At 64.0% G+C, this 15,467-nt stretch carries 19 protein-coding genes; 14 read left to right on the forward strand and 5 right to left on the reverse strand.

All coding sequences use genetic code 11. From position 1 onward, the window contains the following. Nucleotides 1-78 precede the first annotated feature (78 nt). From AC56LW_RS06670 to AC56LW_RS06685, 4 genes are read left to right on the forward strand one after another with little or no spacing between them, the layout of a single operon-like run. Nucleotides 79-1,269, forward strand: a complete 1,191-nt coding sequence (locus AC56LW_RS06670) for a PilT/PilU family type 4a pilus ATPase (RefSeq protein ID WP_332532994.1) — start codon at nucleotides 79-81, stop codon at nucleotides 1,267-1,269. Between the two features lie 12 nt (nucleotides 1,270-1,281). After that, a complete protein-coding gene (gene rfaE2, locus AC56LW_RS06675) occupies nucleotides 1,282-1,755 on the forward strand; it encodes a D-glycero-beta-D-manno-heptose 1-phosphate adenylyltransferase (protein ID WP_258836587.1) in 474 nt (157 codons plus the stop codon). 5 nt (nucleotides 1,756-1,760) lie between these two features. Further along, the gene (locus AC56LW_RS06680) at nucleotides 1,761-2,930 is read left to right on the forward strand and encodes an aminotransferase class V-fold PLP-dependent enzyme (protein ID WP_499633032.1); all 1,170 of its coding nucleotides are present in this window, start codon (nucleotides 1,761-1,763) and stop codon (nucleotides 2,928-2,930) included. Further along, nucleotides 2,930-4,111: an SGNH/GDSL hydrolase family protein gene (locus AC56LW_RS06685; protein ID WP_499633034.1), complete on the forward strand. Its 1,182-nt coding sequence runs from the start codon at nucleotides 2,930-2,932 to the stop codon at nucleotides 4,109-4,111. Before AC56LW_RS06680 ends, AC56LW_RS06685 begins: the two co-directional genes overlap by 1 nt. A 5-nt stretch (nucleotides 4,112-4,116) precedes the next feature. On the opposite strand, the gene AC56LW_RS06690 is transcribed toward AC56LW_RS06685, so the two are convergent. Then, nucleotides 4,117-5,271, reverse strand: coding sequence for an epoxide hydrolase family protein (locus AC56LW_RS06690; RefSeq protein ID WP_499633036.1), 1,155 nt, complete (start codon nucleotides 5,269-5,271; stop codon nucleotides 4,117-4,119). A gap of 60 nt (nucleotides 5,272-5,331) precedes the next feature. Next, nucleotides 5,332-5,763: a pyridoxamine 5'-phosphate oxidase family protein gene (locus tag AC56LW_RS06695; RefSeq protein ID WP_258836583.1), complete on the reverse strand. Its 432-nt coding sequence runs from the start codon at nucleotides 5,761-5,763 to the stop codon at nucleotides 5,332-5,334. Between the two features lie 75 nt (nucleotides 5,764-5,838). Between AC56LW_RS06695 and AC56LW_RS06700 the strand changes: the two genes are divergently transcribed. After that, nucleotides 5,839-6,552 carry a TetR/AcrR family transcriptional regulator gene (locus AC56LW_RS06700; protein ID WP_499633038.1) on the forward strand — a complete coding sequence of 238 codons (714 nt, stop codon included), beginning with the start codon at nucleotides 5,839-5,841 and terminating at the stop codon, nucleotides 6,550-6,552. Nucleotides 6,553-6,715: 163 nt separating this feature from the next. Here AC56LW_RS06700 and trmL read toward each other — a convergent pair whose 3' ends face one another. Further along, entirely contained in the window at nucleotides 6,716-7,186 is a 471-nt protein-coding gene (gene trmL / locus AC56LW_RS06705) for a tRNA (uridine(34)/cytosine(34)/5-carboxymethylaminomethyluridine(34)-2'-O)-methyltransferase TrmL (RefSeq protein WP_499633040.1), read from the reverse strand. Between the two features lie 24 nt (nucleotides 7,187-7,210). Beyond that, nucleotides 7,211-7,951 (reverse strand): ComF family protein, encoded by a 741-nt coding sequence (locus tag AC56LW_RS06710; protein WP_499633042.1) that lies wholly within the window; start codon nucleotides 7,949-7,951, stop codon nucleotides 7,211-7,213. 60 nt (nucleotides 7,952-8,011) lie between these two features. Here AC56LW_RS06710 and AC56LW_RS06715 point away from each other — a divergent pair, with 60 nt between their 5' ends. The 7 genes from AC56LW_RS06715 to AC56LW_RS06745 all read left to right on the forward strand — a co-directional run bounded on the left by AC56LW_RS06715 (nucleotide 8,012) and on the right by AC56LW_RS06745 (nucleotide 13,897). Next, nucleotides 8,012-8,926 carry a methyltransferase domain-containing protein gene (locus AC56LW_RS06715; RefSeq protein ID WP_183557008.1) on the forward strand — a complete coding sequence of 305 codons (915 nt, stop codon included), beginning with the start codon at nucleotides 8,012-8,014 and terminating at the stop codon, nucleotides 8,924-8,926. A 297-nt stretch (nucleotides 8,927-9,223) separates the two neighbouring features. Next, complete coding sequence (gene coxB / locus AC56LW_RS06720; protein ID WP_499572741.1) at nucleotides 9,224-10,417, forward strand: cytochrome c oxidase subunit II; 1,194 nt, start codon at nucleotides 9,224-9,226, stop codon at nucleotides 10,415-10,417. A 39-nt stretch (nucleotides 10,418-10,456) separates the two neighbouring features. Next, complete coding sequence (gene ctaD / locus AC56LW_RS06725; RefSeq protein WP_499633044.1) at nucleotides 10,457-12,076, forward strand: cytochrome c oxidase subunit I; 1,620 nt, start codon at nucleotides 10,457-10,459, stop codon at nucleotides 12,074-12,076. Nucleotides 12,077-12,086: 10 nt separating this feature from the next. After that, the gene (locus AC56LW_RS06730) at nucleotides 12,087-12,194 is read left to right on the forward strand and encodes a cytochrome oxidase small assembly protein (RefSeq protein ID WP_499633046.1); all 108 of its coding nucleotides are present in this window, start codon (nucleotides 12,087-12,089) and stop codon (nucleotides 12,192-12,194) included. 1 nt (nucleotide 12,195) lies between these two features. Further along, nucleotides 12,196-12,777, forward strand: coding sequence for a cytochrome c oxidase assembly protein (locus tag AC56LW_RS06735; protein ID WP_499633048.1), 582 nt, complete (start codon nucleotides 12,196-12,198; stop codon nucleotides 12,775-12,777). Next, nucleotides 12,764-12,973 (forward strand): DUF2970 domain-containing protein, encoded by a 210-nt coding sequence (locus AC56LW_RS06740; RefSeq protein WP_183557016.1) that lies wholly within the window; start codon nucleotides 12,764-12,766, stop codon nucleotides 12,971-12,973. Before AC56LW_RS06735 ends, AC56LW_RS06740 begins: the two co-directional genes overlap by 14 nt. A gap of 48 nt (nucleotides 12,974-13,021) precedes the next feature. Continuing rightward, a complete protein-coding gene (locus tag AC56LW_RS06745) occupies nucleotides 13,022-13,897 on the forward strand; it encodes a cytochrome c oxidase subunit 3 (RefSeq protein WP_332533008.1) in 876 nt (291 codons plus the stop codon). Between the two features lie 15 nt (nucleotides 13,898-13,912). Here the strand turns inward: AC56LW_RS06745 and AC56LW_RS06750 are convergent, their stop codons facing one another. Then, a complete protein-coding gene (locus AC56LW_RS06750; RefSeq protein WP_183557020.1) occupies nucleotides 13,913-14,113 on the reverse strand; it encodes a twin transmembrane helix small protein in 201 nt (66 codons plus the stop codon). 33 nt (nucleotides 14,114-14,146) lie between these two features. Here AC56LW_RS06750 and AC56LW_RS06755 point away from each other — a divergent pair, with 33 nt between their 5' ends. After that, nucleotides 14,147-14,872, forward strand: coding sequence for an SURF1 family protein (locus AC56LW_RS06755; RefSeq protein WP_499633050.1), 726 nt, complete (start codon nucleotides 14,147-14,149; stop codon nucleotides 14,870-14,872). After that, on the forward strand, nucleotides 14,850-15,458 hold the full coding sequence (locus tag AC56LW_RS06760) for an SCO family protein (protein WP_499633052.1): 609 nt from the start codon (nucleotides 14,850-14,852) through the stop codon (nucleotides 15,456-15,458). Before AC56LW_RS06755 ends, AC56LW_RS06760 begins: the two co-directional genes overlap by 23 nt. The last annotated feature ends 9 nt before the right edge of the window (nucleotides 15,459-15,467 follow it).

A 15,467-nucleotide genomic window follows, 5' to 3' on the forward strand; every position in this document is an offset into this window, starting at 1 on the left:
AATAATGGTGTAGCGAGAATGATAGTCGATATAATCTCTTGATAGGCTCCGCCTATGCATCTTTTGTGAAAGGCCCGCATGTCCACCACGTTTGGCCCGGCGGAAGCCCAGGTCTATATCCATAAACTGCTCACGGTGATGCATCACCAGGGCGGTTCCGACCTCTTCATCTCGGCTGATTTCCCGCCGAGCATGAAATACCAGGGCGCCATGAAAGCCCTCAGCCAGCAGCGCCTGAGCGGCGAAGTCACGCGCGCGCTCGCGATCTCGCTGATGAACGAGCGCCAGCGCGCCGAGTTCGAGACCGAAATGGAGTGCAATTTCGCGATTTCATTGCCCAACGTCTGCCGCTTCCGCGTGAATGTCTATGTGCAGCAGCAAAGCGTCGGCATGGTGGTGCGCACCATTTCGTCCGAGATCCCCAACTTTGAAAAGCTCGACCTGCCCGAAGTGCTCAAGGATGTCGTGATGACCAAGCGCGGCCTGGTGCTGGTCGTGGGCGGCACGGGCTCGGGCAAGTCGACGACGCTGGCGGCGATGATCGACTACCGCAACAACAATTCGGCCGGCCACATCATCACGGTGGAAGACCCGGTCGAATACGTCCACAAGAACAAGAATTGCCTGATCACGCACCGCGAGGTTGGCGTCGATACGCTGTCGTGGCACAACGCGCTGAAGAACACGCTGCGCCAGGCGCCGGACGTGATCCTGATCGGCGAGATTCGCGATACCGAAACGATGGAGCATGCGATCGCGTTTGCCGAAACGGGCCACCTGTGCCTGGGCACGCTGCACGCGAACAATGCCAACCAGACGATGGACCGGATCATTAACTTCTTCCCCGAAGAACGGCGCAACCAGTTATTGATGGACCTGTCGTCGAACCTGCGCGCCATTGTCTCGCAGCGCCTGGTGCGTACCGAGGACGGCAAGGGCCGCAAGGCCGCCATCGAAATCCTGCTCAACACGCCGACGATTGCCGAGATGATCCTGAAAGGGAACTTCCAGAGCATCAAGGAGATCATGCACAAGTCGCGCGAGCTGGGGATGTGCACGTTCGACCAGGCCTTGTTCGAGCTGTACAACAAAGGCTTCATCAGCTACGACGAAGCGATCCGCAATGCCGACTCGGCCAACGGCCTGCGGCTGCAGGTCAAGCTGTCGGGCGAACGCAAGGAGCCGGGGCTGCCTGCCGGCGCCGCGCGGCCATCCGAACTGTCGATGGCACTTGACGAAGAGCCTGACGACGAACCGCCCAAACACTGACACTGACTACCCATGCCTTCATTTGAAAACAAGCTCTGCACGCGCGCCGACCTGGCTGCGCGGATCGCCGCACTGCCAAAGCCGGTGGTGCTGACCAACGGCGTGTTCGACATCCTGCACCGCGGCCACGTGACCTATCTGGCGCAGGCGCGCGAGCTGGGCGCCTCGCTCGTGGTGGCGGTCAACACGGATGCGTCCGTCAAGCGGCTGGGCAAGGGCGACGATCGCCCGCACAACACGCTGGCCGATCGCATGGCGGTACTGGCTTCGCTGGAATCGGTCAGCCTGGTGGTCGAGTTCGACGAACAGACGGCGCTCGAAGTGGTGCAGGAAGGCCGGCCCGATATCTATGCCAAGGGCGGCGACTACGTGATGGACCAGATTCCCGAAGGGCAGGCCGTGCTGGCGTATGGCGGGCGTGCGGTGGCGATCGACTTCGAGCATGACCGCTCGACCACGAAATTAGTGGCCCGGATCCGGGGCTGACCGGCATGGCCAAGCTCCCTGTGATGCCGGCACTGGCCGGCCTGTATCCGCCAGCGCCCGATGGCATCGTCAATCTCGAGCACGGCTACTTTGGCGCGATGGCGCAGCCGGTGCAGGCGGCGCTGGTCGAATCGGTCGACTATCTGAATCGTCATCTGAGCCCGTTCCTGCGCAGTGCGCAAGCTCTCGAGCATGGCGCTGTGCTGTGCGCGCGGCTGGCCAAGCTGATCAATGCCGAACCGCATGAGATTCTGCTCACGCGCAGCGCGAGCGAATCGATGCAGGTGCTGATCGGGCAATACCACCGGCTGGCACCGGGCGATGGCGTCCTGTGGAGCAACCTCGATTATCCGGCGATGCGCTATGCGATGGCGTGGCTGGAAGGGCGGCGCGGCGTGGTGCCGACCGAACTGCACTTGAGCCTGCCGTTGTCCGGCGACGCGCTGCTGGAACAGTATGCGACGGCGATCCGCGATACGCCGGGCCTGAAACTGATTCTGCTCTCGCAGGTGTTTCCGGCCAATGGCCAGTCGGTGCCGGTACGCGAGATCGCCGCACTGGCGCGGGCACGCGGCGTCGATGTGCTGGTCGACAGCGCGCACGCGCTGGGCCAGCTGCCCGTCGACGTGCAGGCCATGGGCATCGATTTCGCCGGCTTCAACCTGCACAAGTGGATCGGCGCGCCGCCGGGGCTGGGCTTTGCGTATATCCGGTCGTCGCGCCTGGACCGGATCGAGCCGCATTTCGGCGACCGCGATTATCCGGCGGACGATATCCGCGGACGCCTGCATGCTGGCATGCCGCCGATGAGCGCGATCATGGCTGCGCCGGTGGCGCTCGACGTGCATGCGCAGCTGGGTGGCTCACCCGCGAAAGGCGCGCGGCTCGCGTGGCTCAGGAATTACTGGGTGCAGCGCGTGGCGGACCTGCCGGGCATGCAGTTGATGAGCCCGCTGGTGGGCGACACGGCGCTGGCGGCGTTCACGATCGACGGCATGCGTGCGCTTGACGTGCAGGCGGCGCTGCTGGAGCGCTTCGGCGTGTTCACGGTAGAGCGGCCGGTGGGCGACGCCAGCCTCGTGCGTGCCACGGTGGCGCTGACGACCACGGTGGAAGAACTCGATCGCCTGGTCGAGGGCTTGACGGTGCTGACCCGCGAAGCGGCAGGTGCCTGATGACGGGCACGTCGATGTACACGCTGTCGCCGATTCCCGCAGACCTGATCCATGGCGCGGTCGAGCTCGAACGCACGGATGCCGGCCTGCTGCCGCAGCGGTTGCCGGCCTGGGCGCTCGAGCACTGCCCGGATGTGCAACTGGCGCTGGCTGCGGCACAACCATCCGGCGTGCGCCTGGCATTCCGGACGACGGCCCGTGTCGTCGAGGTGCTGGTGCTGCCGACCAAGCGGCGCTACGGCAAGATGGCGTCGCGACCGGACGGTATCTTTGATCTGGTGGTCGATGGGAAGCTGCTCCAGCAGGCAAGCGCGCCGGGTGGCAAGCTCCTTGAGATTGACATGATCAGCGGCGCAACGCGGGTACATCCGGGCGAGCCGCACTGGCTGCGCTTTGCCGACCTGCCGGCGGGCGACAAGACCGTCGAACTCTGGTTGCCGCATGACGAGACGACCGAGCTGGTGAGCTTGCGCGCGGATGCGCCGGTGTCGCCGCTGTTGGCAGGCGGCCAGCGCCGCTGGGTTCATCACGGCAGTTCGATCAGCCAGGGCTCGAATGCGACCCACTCGACCGGCATCTGGCCTGCGGTGGCGGCTGGCCTGGCCGGCGTCGACCTGTTCAATCTGGGCTTTGGCGGCAATGCCTTGCTCGACCCGTTCACGGCGCGCACGATCCGCGACCTGCCGGCGGACCTGATTAGCCTGAAGCTCGGCATCAACCTCGTCAACACCGACCTGATGCGCGTGCGCGCGTTCGGGCCGGCCGTGCACGGCTTTCTCGACACGATCCGCGAAGGACGGCACCGGAGCACGCCGTTATTGGTGATCTCGCCGACCTGGTGTCCGATCCATGAAACGACACCGGGGCCAACCATGTTCGATGGCAAGGCCATGGAGCAGGGCAGGCTGCTGTTCCGGGCGATGGGCAATGATGCCGAGCGGCGTCAGGGCAAGCTGACGCTGGGTGTGATCCGCGAGCAGCTGCAGAGGATCGTGGCCCAGCGGGCCGGCACCGATGCGCACATCCATTACCTCGATGGCAGCGCGCTGTATGGCGCCGACGACAACGCGCACCTGCCGCTGCCCGATGCGCTGCATCCGGACGCCGCCACGCACCGGCTGATCGGTGAGCGCTTTCATGCGCAGGTGTTTGCCGATGGCGTGTTCGGCCATCGGGGCTGACAGCTTCAGCGCATCGTGCGGAACGTTGCGCGCAGATGCTCGACGAGGACGGCCGGGTTTTCCATCGCCGCGAAATGGCCGCCATGCTCGGCTTCGCCAAAGAAGCGCAGGTCGGCAAAGCGTGCTGCGGCCCAGCGCTGCGACAGCCGCATCTGCTCGCCTGGAAACATGCTGATGCCGGCAGGCAGGGGCAGTGGGGCGGTGGGCATGCCCTGCGCCATCTCGCGCGCGCCTTCCCAGTAAAAACGTGCCGAGCTCGGCCCGGTATTGGTCAGCCAGTACATCATCACGTCGTCGATCAGGCGGTCCGGCGCGATCGTACGCTCCGGCTGGCCATCGGTATCGGACACGTCCTGGAACAGCGCGTACAGCCAGCTGGCCAGGCCCACCGGCGAATCCGCCAGCGCGAACGCGACCGATTGCGGGCGCGTGCACTGCAGCTTCATGTAGCCCGAATATTCTTTCTCGTAGCGCGCGGCGTCGTCCAGCATCTGCTGCTCTTCTGGTGTCGCGTCGGCGATTTCCTGTTTGGTTGGATGGAACATCACCATATTCAGGTGGATGCCCGCCAGGCCCGGCACGCGCATGTGCGCCAGGGCGCTTGTGACGGCCGCGCCCCAATCGCCGCCTTGCGCCACCCAGCGCTCGCCATAGCCGAGGCGGCGCATGAGTTCCGCAAAGGCCTGCGCCGTGCGGCCCACGCCCCAGCCCGGTTCGGTCGGCTTGTCGGAAAAGCCGAAGCCGGGAAGGGCTGGAATCACCAGATGGAATGCATCGGACGCGAGGCCGCCATGCGCCTGTGGCTGCGTCAGCGGACCGATCAGCTCGCGAAATTCCAGCACGGAGCCCGGCCAGCCATGCGTCAGCAGCAGGGGTGTCGCATTCGGTTCCGGTGAGCGGATATGCAGGAAGTGAATGCCCAGCCCATCGATGACGGTGCGGCTGCTGCCCCATTGGTTGAGTGCGGCTTCCGTGCTGCGCCAGTCGTAACCGTCCTGCCAGCGTGCCACCAATGCGCGGATGCGGGCCAGTTGCGGGCCCTGCGAGGTGTCGTTCACGGTCTCGGCATCGGGCCAGCGCGTGCGCGCCAGGCGGTCGGCGAGGTCGGTCAGATCGGCTTCTGGAATATGGATGGGAAATGCGTCGATTGCAGTGTGCATGGCGGGCCTCTCAAGTCGGTGATGGGGCACGGGCCAGCGTGACCCGTGCGTGTTCGGGTTTTACAGAACGATCTCGCCCTGGTCGGCGCCATTCCAGTAGTGGATTCGGGCGGCGCGAACGCGTATCATGACCAATCCCGGCGTGTCGACGCCTTGCTCGAACCAGTGATCGAGCCCGGCCGTCCAGTGCGCTGCAAACATGGCCTTGTCGCGAATCAGTTCCGCGTTGCCTTGCACCGCGATGAACAGCGGTGGCTGCCCATGTGGTCCAGGGGCACCGGTAAAGGTCAGACCGACCGCTGCGTCGCCCTCGATGTCAGCCACAGTACGGGCCTGGTCGTAGGTGAAAAAATAGCTGTCTCCGTCATAATCGACCTCGCCGTTGTTGCTCATGGGCCGGCTGGCAAAGGCGCCGCCTTCGGTGCGGGTCGAGAGCATGCCAAAATCAATGGCCTTCATATTGTCAGATAGAAATTTCAAACGCATGTCCATCGCTTCACCTTTGATTGAGAGTCTAGAAACTGAACTATACCATTCAGTTCAGTTTATTATGATGACTATTTTGCCATGCGCGTGACATCCAACCTGCCGGAGCCAGAACAAGCGCCAGCCACGCGCAAGCGCGGCGGCCGGCCATCTGCCGAGCATGCCGGTGAAGTGGACCGCCGCATCCTCGATGCGGCGACGACGCTGTTCCTGCGCGCCGGTTTCGATGCGACGAGCTGCGACCAGGTCGTCGCCATGGCGGGTGCCGGCAAGGCAACGCTGTACGCACGTTATGCCAACAAGGACGCGCTGTTCAGCGCAGTCGTGCACCGTGCCCTCGAGCGCGCAGCGCCGCCTGCGCCTGACTTGCCGCTTGCCATGCCAGTGCGGGATCGCCTGCATGCAGTTGGGCTGCATCTTCTGCAGCATGCCCTCACGGAAGAATCAGTGGCGTTGCTGCGGGTAAGTTTGACAACGGCGCCCCGGCTGCCCGAATTGTCGCGACTGGTGGACCAGACTGGGCGCGATGGCGGCATAGCGTGCGTGGTGGATGCGCTGGCCGGGGCTGCGCCGTCGGCTGATCAGACCGCAGCGGCAACGGCGATCGCGCAGCGCTTCATCGACTTGGTGGTCGTACCACAGCAGATGCGCGCTCTGGTTGGCGACGACCGCGAGCAACTCGACGACGCCGCTCCGCGTCGGGTCGACGAGGCCATTGACCTGCTGGCCCGCGGTGGTCTGCTCGATGCATTCGAACGAGTAGCACAAGCTGGCACAAGCCGGGGTCAGGTCTGACATTCGGACACAAGCTCTACTGTAATCCCACCTTTTGTTATCGGTATGACTTCGGTTTCGAGGCCAGCTTGTCATATGTGCCCCTCAACAGTCGAGGCCGTGTCCGAATGTCAGACCTGACCCCGGCTTTTGACACGACGCTTGTTTGAGCTGTAACGTTAGTTCAGGCGCCGCCGGCGTAGCTGTTCTGGCGCCAGGCTTCGTAGACGACGACGGCTACCGTGTTCGACAGGTTCAGGCTGCGGTTATCGGGCCGCATCGGCAGGCGGATGCGTTGGGCGGGTGGGAAGGTCTCGCGCAAGGCGGGGGGCAGGCCGCGCGATTCCGGGCCGAATACGAACACGTCGCCCGGCTGGAAGTGGGCGTCGGCGAAGGGCGCCGAGCCGTGCGTGGTCAGTGCGAACATGCGCGCCGGGTCGGGCCGGGTGTCCGCCACGAACGCGGCCCAGTCCTTGTGCACTTTCATCGTCGCGTAGTCGTGGTAATCGAGGCCGGCGCGGCGCATCTTGGCGTCGTCCAGTGGAAAGCCGAGCGGCTCGATCAGGTGCAGTTGCACGCCGGTGTTGGCGCACAGGCGGATCACATTGCCGGTATTCGGCGGGATTTCTGGTTCGACCAGGACGACGTGGAACAACGTGCTTCTCCTTGATGATGAGGCTTATCCATGCGGCGGGGTGCGCGCGAAGACGATGTTCGTCACGCGCGCGGCGCCCGCCTGTTTCAATACGGCGGCAATTTCTGCCAGTGTGTGGCCGCTGGACATGACATCGTCGACCACGCCCACATGCCGGTCACGTACGTCGAACGTGCTGGCCACGCCAAACGCACCCCGCACGTTCCTGCGCCGGTCGCCTGGCCCGGCGCCCGATTGTGGCGCTGTCTCGCGCAGCCGGTGCAGCAGTTGCGGGACGACCGGCACGCCCAGCGCACGGGCCAGCGGGCGCGCGACTTCGAGCGCCTGGTTGTAGCCGCGCTCGATCAGGCGGGCCGGGCCCAGCGGCACCGGACACAGTACATCGGGCAAGACCGGCGCCGGATGCATGATGGACGAAATCGCCCCATGCAGCACGCGCGCCATCCACGGCGCCAGCGCCAGTTGCCCGCCAAACTTCAGTTGCAGCACCAGGCTATCGAGCGGCGCCGCGTAATCGCAGGCAGCCCAGGTCGCATCGAAGGACGGCGCCTGCGCGAGGCACGCGCCGCAATGCCGTGTGCTGTCCAGCGCGCCGGCCGGGTTTGCGCAGCAAGGACAGCGCGGCGTCGGCACCACATACGCCTGCTCACAATCGACGCACACCGCCGCCCGCGCGTGCCCGCCACACAGTGCGCAGCACGAGGGCAAGAACGCGTCCAGCAGCGCGTGCACGAGGCGTATCGGCAGCGGGCGAAGGTCCGGCATCGGCTCGGCGTCCCACAAACGGTTAAACTGCCCACATTATCTCATCACGCATCCGATCCCATGGCATCTCCTCAATCCCCGTCCAAGCTGAGCGCGCCCATTGACTTGTCGCGTGTGCGCAACCTGTTCGCGCGGCCCGAACGTATCGCGTCGTCGGATTTCCTGCGCCGCGAAATCGCCGCGCGCATGCACGAGCGCCTGGCCCTGGTGAAGATCATCCCGAAGCAGGTGCTCGACGCCGGCTGCGGCCCCGGGGGCGACCTGGCCCTGCTGCAAAAGACCTACCCATCGGCGCAGATCGTCGGCCTGGATGGTGCCGGCGCCATGGCGCGCGCGGCGAAAAAGCCGGGCGCCTCGGGTTCGCTCAATCAGTTATTGAGCCGGCTGATGCCGGCCAAGGCGGGCGTCGACATCCTGTGCGGTGACTACGGCAACCTGCCGCTCGGTCCGAACTCGGTCGATTTGCTGTGGTCGAATCTGGCGTTGCACTGGCATCCGCTGCCCGACCGCGTGTTTGCCGAATGGCGCCGCGTGCTGCGCGTCGAGGGCTTGCTGATGTTTTCCAGCTTCGGCCCCGACACGTTCACCGAACTGCGCACGGCATTTGCCGCGCTGGATGCGTATCCGCACACGTTGCCATTTGTCGACATGCACGATTTCGGCGATCAGCTGGTCGAGGCGGGCTTTTCGACACCGGTCATGGACATGGAGCGCATCACGGTCACCTACGATACGCCGCAGGCGCTGCTGCGCGACGTGCGTGCACTGGGCGGCAATCCGCTCGAATCGCGCCGGCGCGGCTTGATCGGCCGCGCTGCATGGCAGCGTGTGCTCGCTGCGCTCGAGGCGCAGCGTCTCCCCGATGGCAAGCTGGGCCTGACCTTCGAAGTGATCTACGGCCATGCGTTTCGCCCTGCGCCGCGCCAGACGGCAGCCGGCGAATCAATCGTCCGCTTCCAGCCGCGCAAACCGTAATGTCGTCGCCGTGCATGGCCAAATTGACCAGCCCCCGATATTCCTTGAATAAAAATTAGTGCTTTAGATATAATCAATTGCTATTTTTCACGTCTAGCCGATAGAATCGCTTGAAAAAGCGGCATCGCAGGCCGTGAAACAGCATCAGAACAGAAACAGAAAAAGAATTGCAGCAGCCGCAGAGATGCCCCGGCACGGCATCGGTGTTCTGCGGCCGGCACGGAGCGGCGTCGTTCGTTCGTGGAATGGCTGACCGTTTAAAAATAATTCTTATTTTTTGGGTGGTTGGGGACATACATGACATATGCAACGCGACTTCGGGCCGTGCTGTACGGCTGTGCCGTACTCGGCGCCGCCGCTGGCTCTGCGCCGGCTTGGGCGCAGCAACTGACGGGCCGGCCTCAGGAGCACCAGCTCAATATGCAGGCCCCGGTCACCGCCGTCGGCGCCGACATCTACGGCTTGCACACCTGGATGATGATCGTCTGCCTGGTGATCTTCGTCGCCGTGTTCGGCGTCATGTTCTATTCGGTGTTCAAGCACCGCAAATCCCTGGGCCACAAGCCGGCCACCTTCCACGAATCCACCGCCGTCGAAATCGCCTGGACGATCGTGCCGTTCCTGATCGTCATCGGGATGGCGCTGCCGGCCACCAAGACCGTCGTCGCGCTGAAAGACACGTCCAATGCCGATCTGACCATCAAGGCCACGGGCATGCAGTGGAAATGGGGCTATGACTACCTGAAAGGCGAGGGCGAGGGCATTTCGTTCCTGTCGAACCTGTCCACGCCGCGTTCGCAGATCGGCGAGCCCGGCGTGGCGCCGACCGAAGCGCGCACCGCCAATTACCTGCTCGAAGTCGATAACGAGATGGTCGTGCCGGTCAACAAGAAGATCCGCATGGTCTTCACGGCCAACGACGTGATCCACGCCTGGACCGTGCCGGCCTTTGCCATCAAGCAGGATGCGATCCCCGGCTTCGTGCGCGACGGCTGGTTCAAGGCCGAGCAGATCGGCGTGTATCGCGGCAACTGCGTCGAGCTGTGCGGCAAGGACCACGCGTTCATGCCGATTGTCGTGCGCGTCGTGTCCGATGCCGATTACACGGCCTGGGTCGCGGGCAAGAAAAAAGAGATGGCAGCGCTGGCCGACGACCCGACCAAGGTCTGGACCATCGACGAACTCAAAACCCGTGGCGAAGCGGTCTACACCGCCAACTGCGTGGCCTGCCACCAGGTCAATGGCAAGGGCATCCCGGCCGCGTTCGCGGCGCTGGACGGCTCGCCAAATGTCCTGGGCAACAAGGCGCACCAGATCGACATCCTGCTGCACGGCCAGAAGAGCGGCAAGTTCCCGACCGCAATGCCGGCCTGGCCGCAATTGTCCGACACCGAGATCGCCGCCGTGATCACCTATACCCGCAATTCCTGGTCGAACAAGGCTGCGGAAAATATCGTCCAGCCGGCCGAAGTCCTGGCCGCCCGCAAATAATGTCCGCCACCAACGCACGTAACGAGCAGGGGTAACGCCATGAGCACCACGACGATCGACCACGCACCAGGTCACGGCAATGAGCACGGCAATGAGCACGCACACGACGAACACCACGACCATCCGCACGGCTGGCGGCGCTGGGTGTATGCCACCAACCACAAGGACATCGGCAGCCTGTACCTGTGGTTCTCGTTCATCATGCTGCTCTCGGGCGGTGTGCTGGCGCTGATGATCCGGGCCGAGCTGTTCCAGCCCGGCCTGCAGTTCGTGCGTCCCGAATTCTTCAACCAGCTCACGACCATGCACGGGCTGATCATGGTGTTCGGCGCGATCATGCCGGCCTTCGTCGGCTTTGCCAACTGGATGCTGCCGCTGCAGGTCGGCGCGTCCGACATGGCGTTTGCGCGCATGAACAACTTCTCGTTCTGGCTGCTGCCCCCGGCCGCGATCCTGCTGGCGACGTCGTTCCTGGTGCCGGGCGGCGCTACCGCCGCCGGCTGGACGCTGTACGCGCCGCTCTCGACGCAGATGGGCCTGGGGATGGACATGGCGATCTTCGCGATGCACATCATGGGCGCCTCCTCGATCATGGGCTCGATCAACATCATCGTCACCATCCTCAACATGCGCGCGCCCGGCATGACCCTGATGAAGATGCCGATGTTCTGCTGGACCTGGCTGATCACCGCCTACCTGCTCATCGCCGTGATGCCGGTGCTGGCCGGCGCGATCACGATGACGCTGACCGACCGCCACTTCGGCACCTCGTTCTTCAATGCTGCCGGCGGTGGCGATCCGGTGATGTACCAGCACATCTTCTGGTTCTTCGGCCACCCCGAGGTCTACATCATGATCCTGCCGGCGTTCGGCATCGTCTCGCAGATCATTCCGGCGTTTGCCCGCAAACCGTTGTTTGGCTACGCGTCGATGGTCTATGCGACGGCCTCGATCGCGATCCTGTCGTTCGTCGTCTGGGCGCACCACATGTTCACGACGGGCATGCCGGTGACGTCGCAGCTGTTCTTCATGTACGCAACGATGCTCATCGCCGTGCCCACCGGCGTGAAGATCTTCAACTGGGTCGCCACGATGTGGAAGGGCTCGATGACGTTCGAGACGCCGATGCTGTTCGCAGTCGGCTTCATTTTCGTGTTCACCATCGGCGGCTTCACGGGCCTGATCCTGGCCGTCACGCCAATCGACATCCAGGTGCACGACACCTATTACGTCGTGGCCCACTTCCACTACGTGCTGGTAGCCGGCTCGCTGTTCGCGCTGTTCGCCGGCTTCTATTACTGGGCGCCAAAGTGGACCGGGCACATGTACCCGGAGGCGCGCGGCAAGATGCACTTCTGGCTCTCGCTGATCACGTTCAACATCACCTTCTTCCCGATGCACTTCCTGGGCCTGGCCGGCATGCCGCGCCGCTATGCCGATTACGCGGTGCAGTTCACCGACTTCAACATGATCGTCTCGGTTGGCGCATTCGGCTTCGGCTTCAGTCAGGTGTACTTCCTGTTCGCAGTCGTGCTGCCGACGATCCGCGGCGGCGCCAAGGCGCCCGCCAAACCGTGGGAAGGCGCCGAAGGCCTGGAGTGGACCGTACCGAGCCCGGCGCCGTTCCACACCTTCGAGACGCCGCCGCTGGTGAAGTAAGGACAATCCGATGACCGCACCACGCAAACCCAACAACCTGAAAACCGCGCTGTGGCTGGCCGGCCTGGCCCTGTTCTTCTTCATCAGCGTGTTCGTCAAGTTCACGCTCCTGAGTTGATATGGCCACCAGCCTCAAGTTGCTGCGCCTGAACCGCCGCACCTTCGGCAAGCTGGTGGTGGTCGCCGTGGCGATGTTCGGCTTCGGCTATGCGCTGGTGCCCGTGTACCGGCAGATTTGCGAAGTGCTGGGCATCAACGTGCTCACGCAGCAGGATGGGTTTGTCGCGGCGCCGACCAATAGCCAGGTCGACAAGTCGCGCACGATCACGATCGAGCTTGACGGTAATTCGCAGGGCCCGTGGCGCTTCCGGCCCACCACGCGCAGCATCGACGTGCATCCGGGCGAACTGGCCACCGTCATGTACGAGGTCGTCAACACGCAGGGCAGGGCGGTGAAAGCGCAGGCGATTCCCAGTTACGCGCCGCAGTCGGCCACGCCGCACTTCATGAAGGTCGAGTGCTTCTGCTTCCGCGAGCAGACGCTGGCCCCGAACGAAGCGCGCCAGATGCCGGTGGTGTTCTTCATCGATCCCAAGTTGCCGCGCGAAGTGAAGAACATCACGCTGTCGTACACGTTCTTTGAAATTGGCGGGGCGTTCAAGGCCGCTGCCGCGCCGAAAGACGGCGATGCAAACGGATAAGCCGCACCAGCGCAAGGGCAGTTTTCTGGCCAGCATGAAGGCCGTGCTGTGGTCGTTCTTCGGGGTGCGCAAGCGCGCCGATTACGAGAACGATGCGGCCAGCCTGAACCCGGTCCACGTGATCGTCGCCGGCCTGATCGGGGTGGCGATCTTCATCGGCCTGATCATGCTGGCGGTAAGTTTCGCGGTGGCCTAGTTTCTCAGTTTGACGCAACAATCAACAGCATCGCCCGAGGAGATAAAGATGAGTTCGTCACAACCAGCATCGCCAACGACCGCCGCGCCTTATTACTTCGTTCCCGGCCCCTCGCGCTGGCCGCTGCTGGCCGGCCTGTCGATGCTGGTGACGATGGCCGGCGCGTCCGGCTGGGTCAACGGGCTGCCGTTCGCGATGCCCGTGTGCCTGACGGGCATCGTCGCGATGCTCGTCGTGCTGTACTTCTGGTTCGGCGAAGCGATCGGTGAATCCGAATCGGGGTTGTACGGCAAGCGCATCGATTTGTCGTTCCGCTGGTCGATGAGCTGGTTCATTTTCTCGGAAGTAATGTTCTTTGGCGCGTTCTTTGGCGCGCTGTTCTATGCCCGCGTGATTTCGATGCCGTGGCTGGGCGACCTCGATCACCAGATCCTGTGGCCCGATTTCTCGGCGCACTGGGGTAATACGGGGCCGGCCGGCATCGTCGAAGGCTTCCGCACGATGGGGCCGTTCCCGATCCCGACCATCAACACGGCGTTGCTGCTGACGTCGGGCGTGACGCTGACCATTTCGCACCATGCCCTGCGCGCCGGCCACCGCGCCAAGACGGCGTTCTGGCTGGCCGCGACCATTTTGCTGGGCGCCGTGTTCATGGGCTTCCAGGTGTATGAATACATGCACGCCTACCAGGACCTGAACCTCAAGCTCACGTCGGGCATCTACGGTTCGACCTTCTTCATGCTGACCGGGTTCCACGGTTTTCACGTAACCATGGGCGCAATCATGCTGTCGGTGATCCTGTACCGCGTGCTGCGCGGGCACTTCACGGCCGAGCACCACTTTGGCTTCGAAGGGGCCGCATGGTACTGGCACTTCGTCGACGTGGTGTGGCTGGGCCTGTACGTCGTGGTGTACTGGCTGTAAGCAAGCACAACGCGATCAACGCAAACCTGTCGGCGCAATCCATCCCATCTGGTGCGCCGCCAGCAGGCACAGGAACAGCACGATCGACAAGCCCACCCGCAGCGCCAGCGCATTGACGGTGCGGTTGGTGCGCCCCTTGTCGCGCATCATGAAGAACAGGGCCGACGCCAGGCTGGCCAGGATCAGGACGAAGGCGATGGCAACGAAGATTTTCATGATGGACCCGCGAAAGGTTGAGAATTCATTGTAATGCGCTTCGCCTTCCGATTTCGCCCCGTCGCCCTGATTGCAGCACTGATTGTGGCCCTCATCGGCATCCTGCTCGGCAACTGGCAACAGGACCGGGCCGCCTACAAGACCGACCTGCAGGCGCGCCAGCTGGCGCGCGCCGCCGAGCCGCCATTCACCCTCGGCCCCACCATCGCCGCCTCCCCGGATCTTGAATTTCGCCGCGTGCGCGTGCACGGCGAATTCGTCGCCGGCTGGCCCGTCCTGCTCGCGAACCGCCCACGCGGGAGCCAGTCCGGGTTCTATCTCGCAATGCCGTTTAAAATAGCGGGTGCCGACGAGCACGTGCTGGTGCTGCGTGGCTGGTTGCCGCGCCAGGCCGAGTTCGACAAGCTGCCAACGTTTGCGACGCCAGCCGGGCCGGTCACGCTCGAAGGACGGCTCGTCCTGTCTGCAGGCAAGGTGATGGAACTGGGCGACGGCCCGCCGCTGGCGCCGGGCGCGGCGGTGCAGAACCTGACGCCGCAAGCGCTCGCACAGGCAAGCGGCCTGCGCCTGCTGCCGTTCCTGGTGCAGCAGACGTTGCCGGCGACGCCGGCCGACCTGATGGCGCGCGACTGGCCGCTGCCCGAGGCAGGGATCGACAAACACCGCGGCTATGCTTTCCAGTGGTATGCACTGGCGGCGCTGGCCCTTCTTTTTTATGTGATGACGGGATTTCGACGTGGCTCAAGAACAACTCGCTGACCCTGACACCGCGCGCCGCCGCGGCCGCCTCAAGCTGCTGCTGGTGCTGCTGATCTGCGCCGCGCCGCTGATCGTGTCGTACATTACCTTCTACATTGTCAAGCCGACCGACCGCACCAACTACGGCACGATCCTCGATGCACGCACCTTGCCGATCCCGCAGATGGCCACGACCACGCTCGACGGCCAGCCGCGCACGCTCGCCGACCTGAAAGGCAAATGGGTCATGCTGCGCGTGGGCGGTGGCAAATGCGACGATGAATGCATGCGCCAGCTGTACGCGATGCGCCAGTGGCGCACGATGCAGGGCAAGAACATGGAACGCATGGAACGCGTGTGGCTGATCACCGACAGCGAACCGCTCGACACCGTCATGATGCGCGAATACGACGGCATGGAATTGCTGCGCGCGCCGGCCGCCACCGTGGCCAAATGGCTGCCGACCGAAACGGGCCGCGCCCCGAGCGACCATATCTACCTGATCGACCCGCTGGGCAATCTCATGATGCGCTTCCCGTTCCAGCCCGAGCCGGGCCGCGTCTACAAGGACATCGCCAAACTGCTCAAGGCATCGGCCATTGGCTGAACCACGTCA

The sequence above is a fragment of the Telluria sp. LT2P80 genome, from assembly GCF_059685955.1.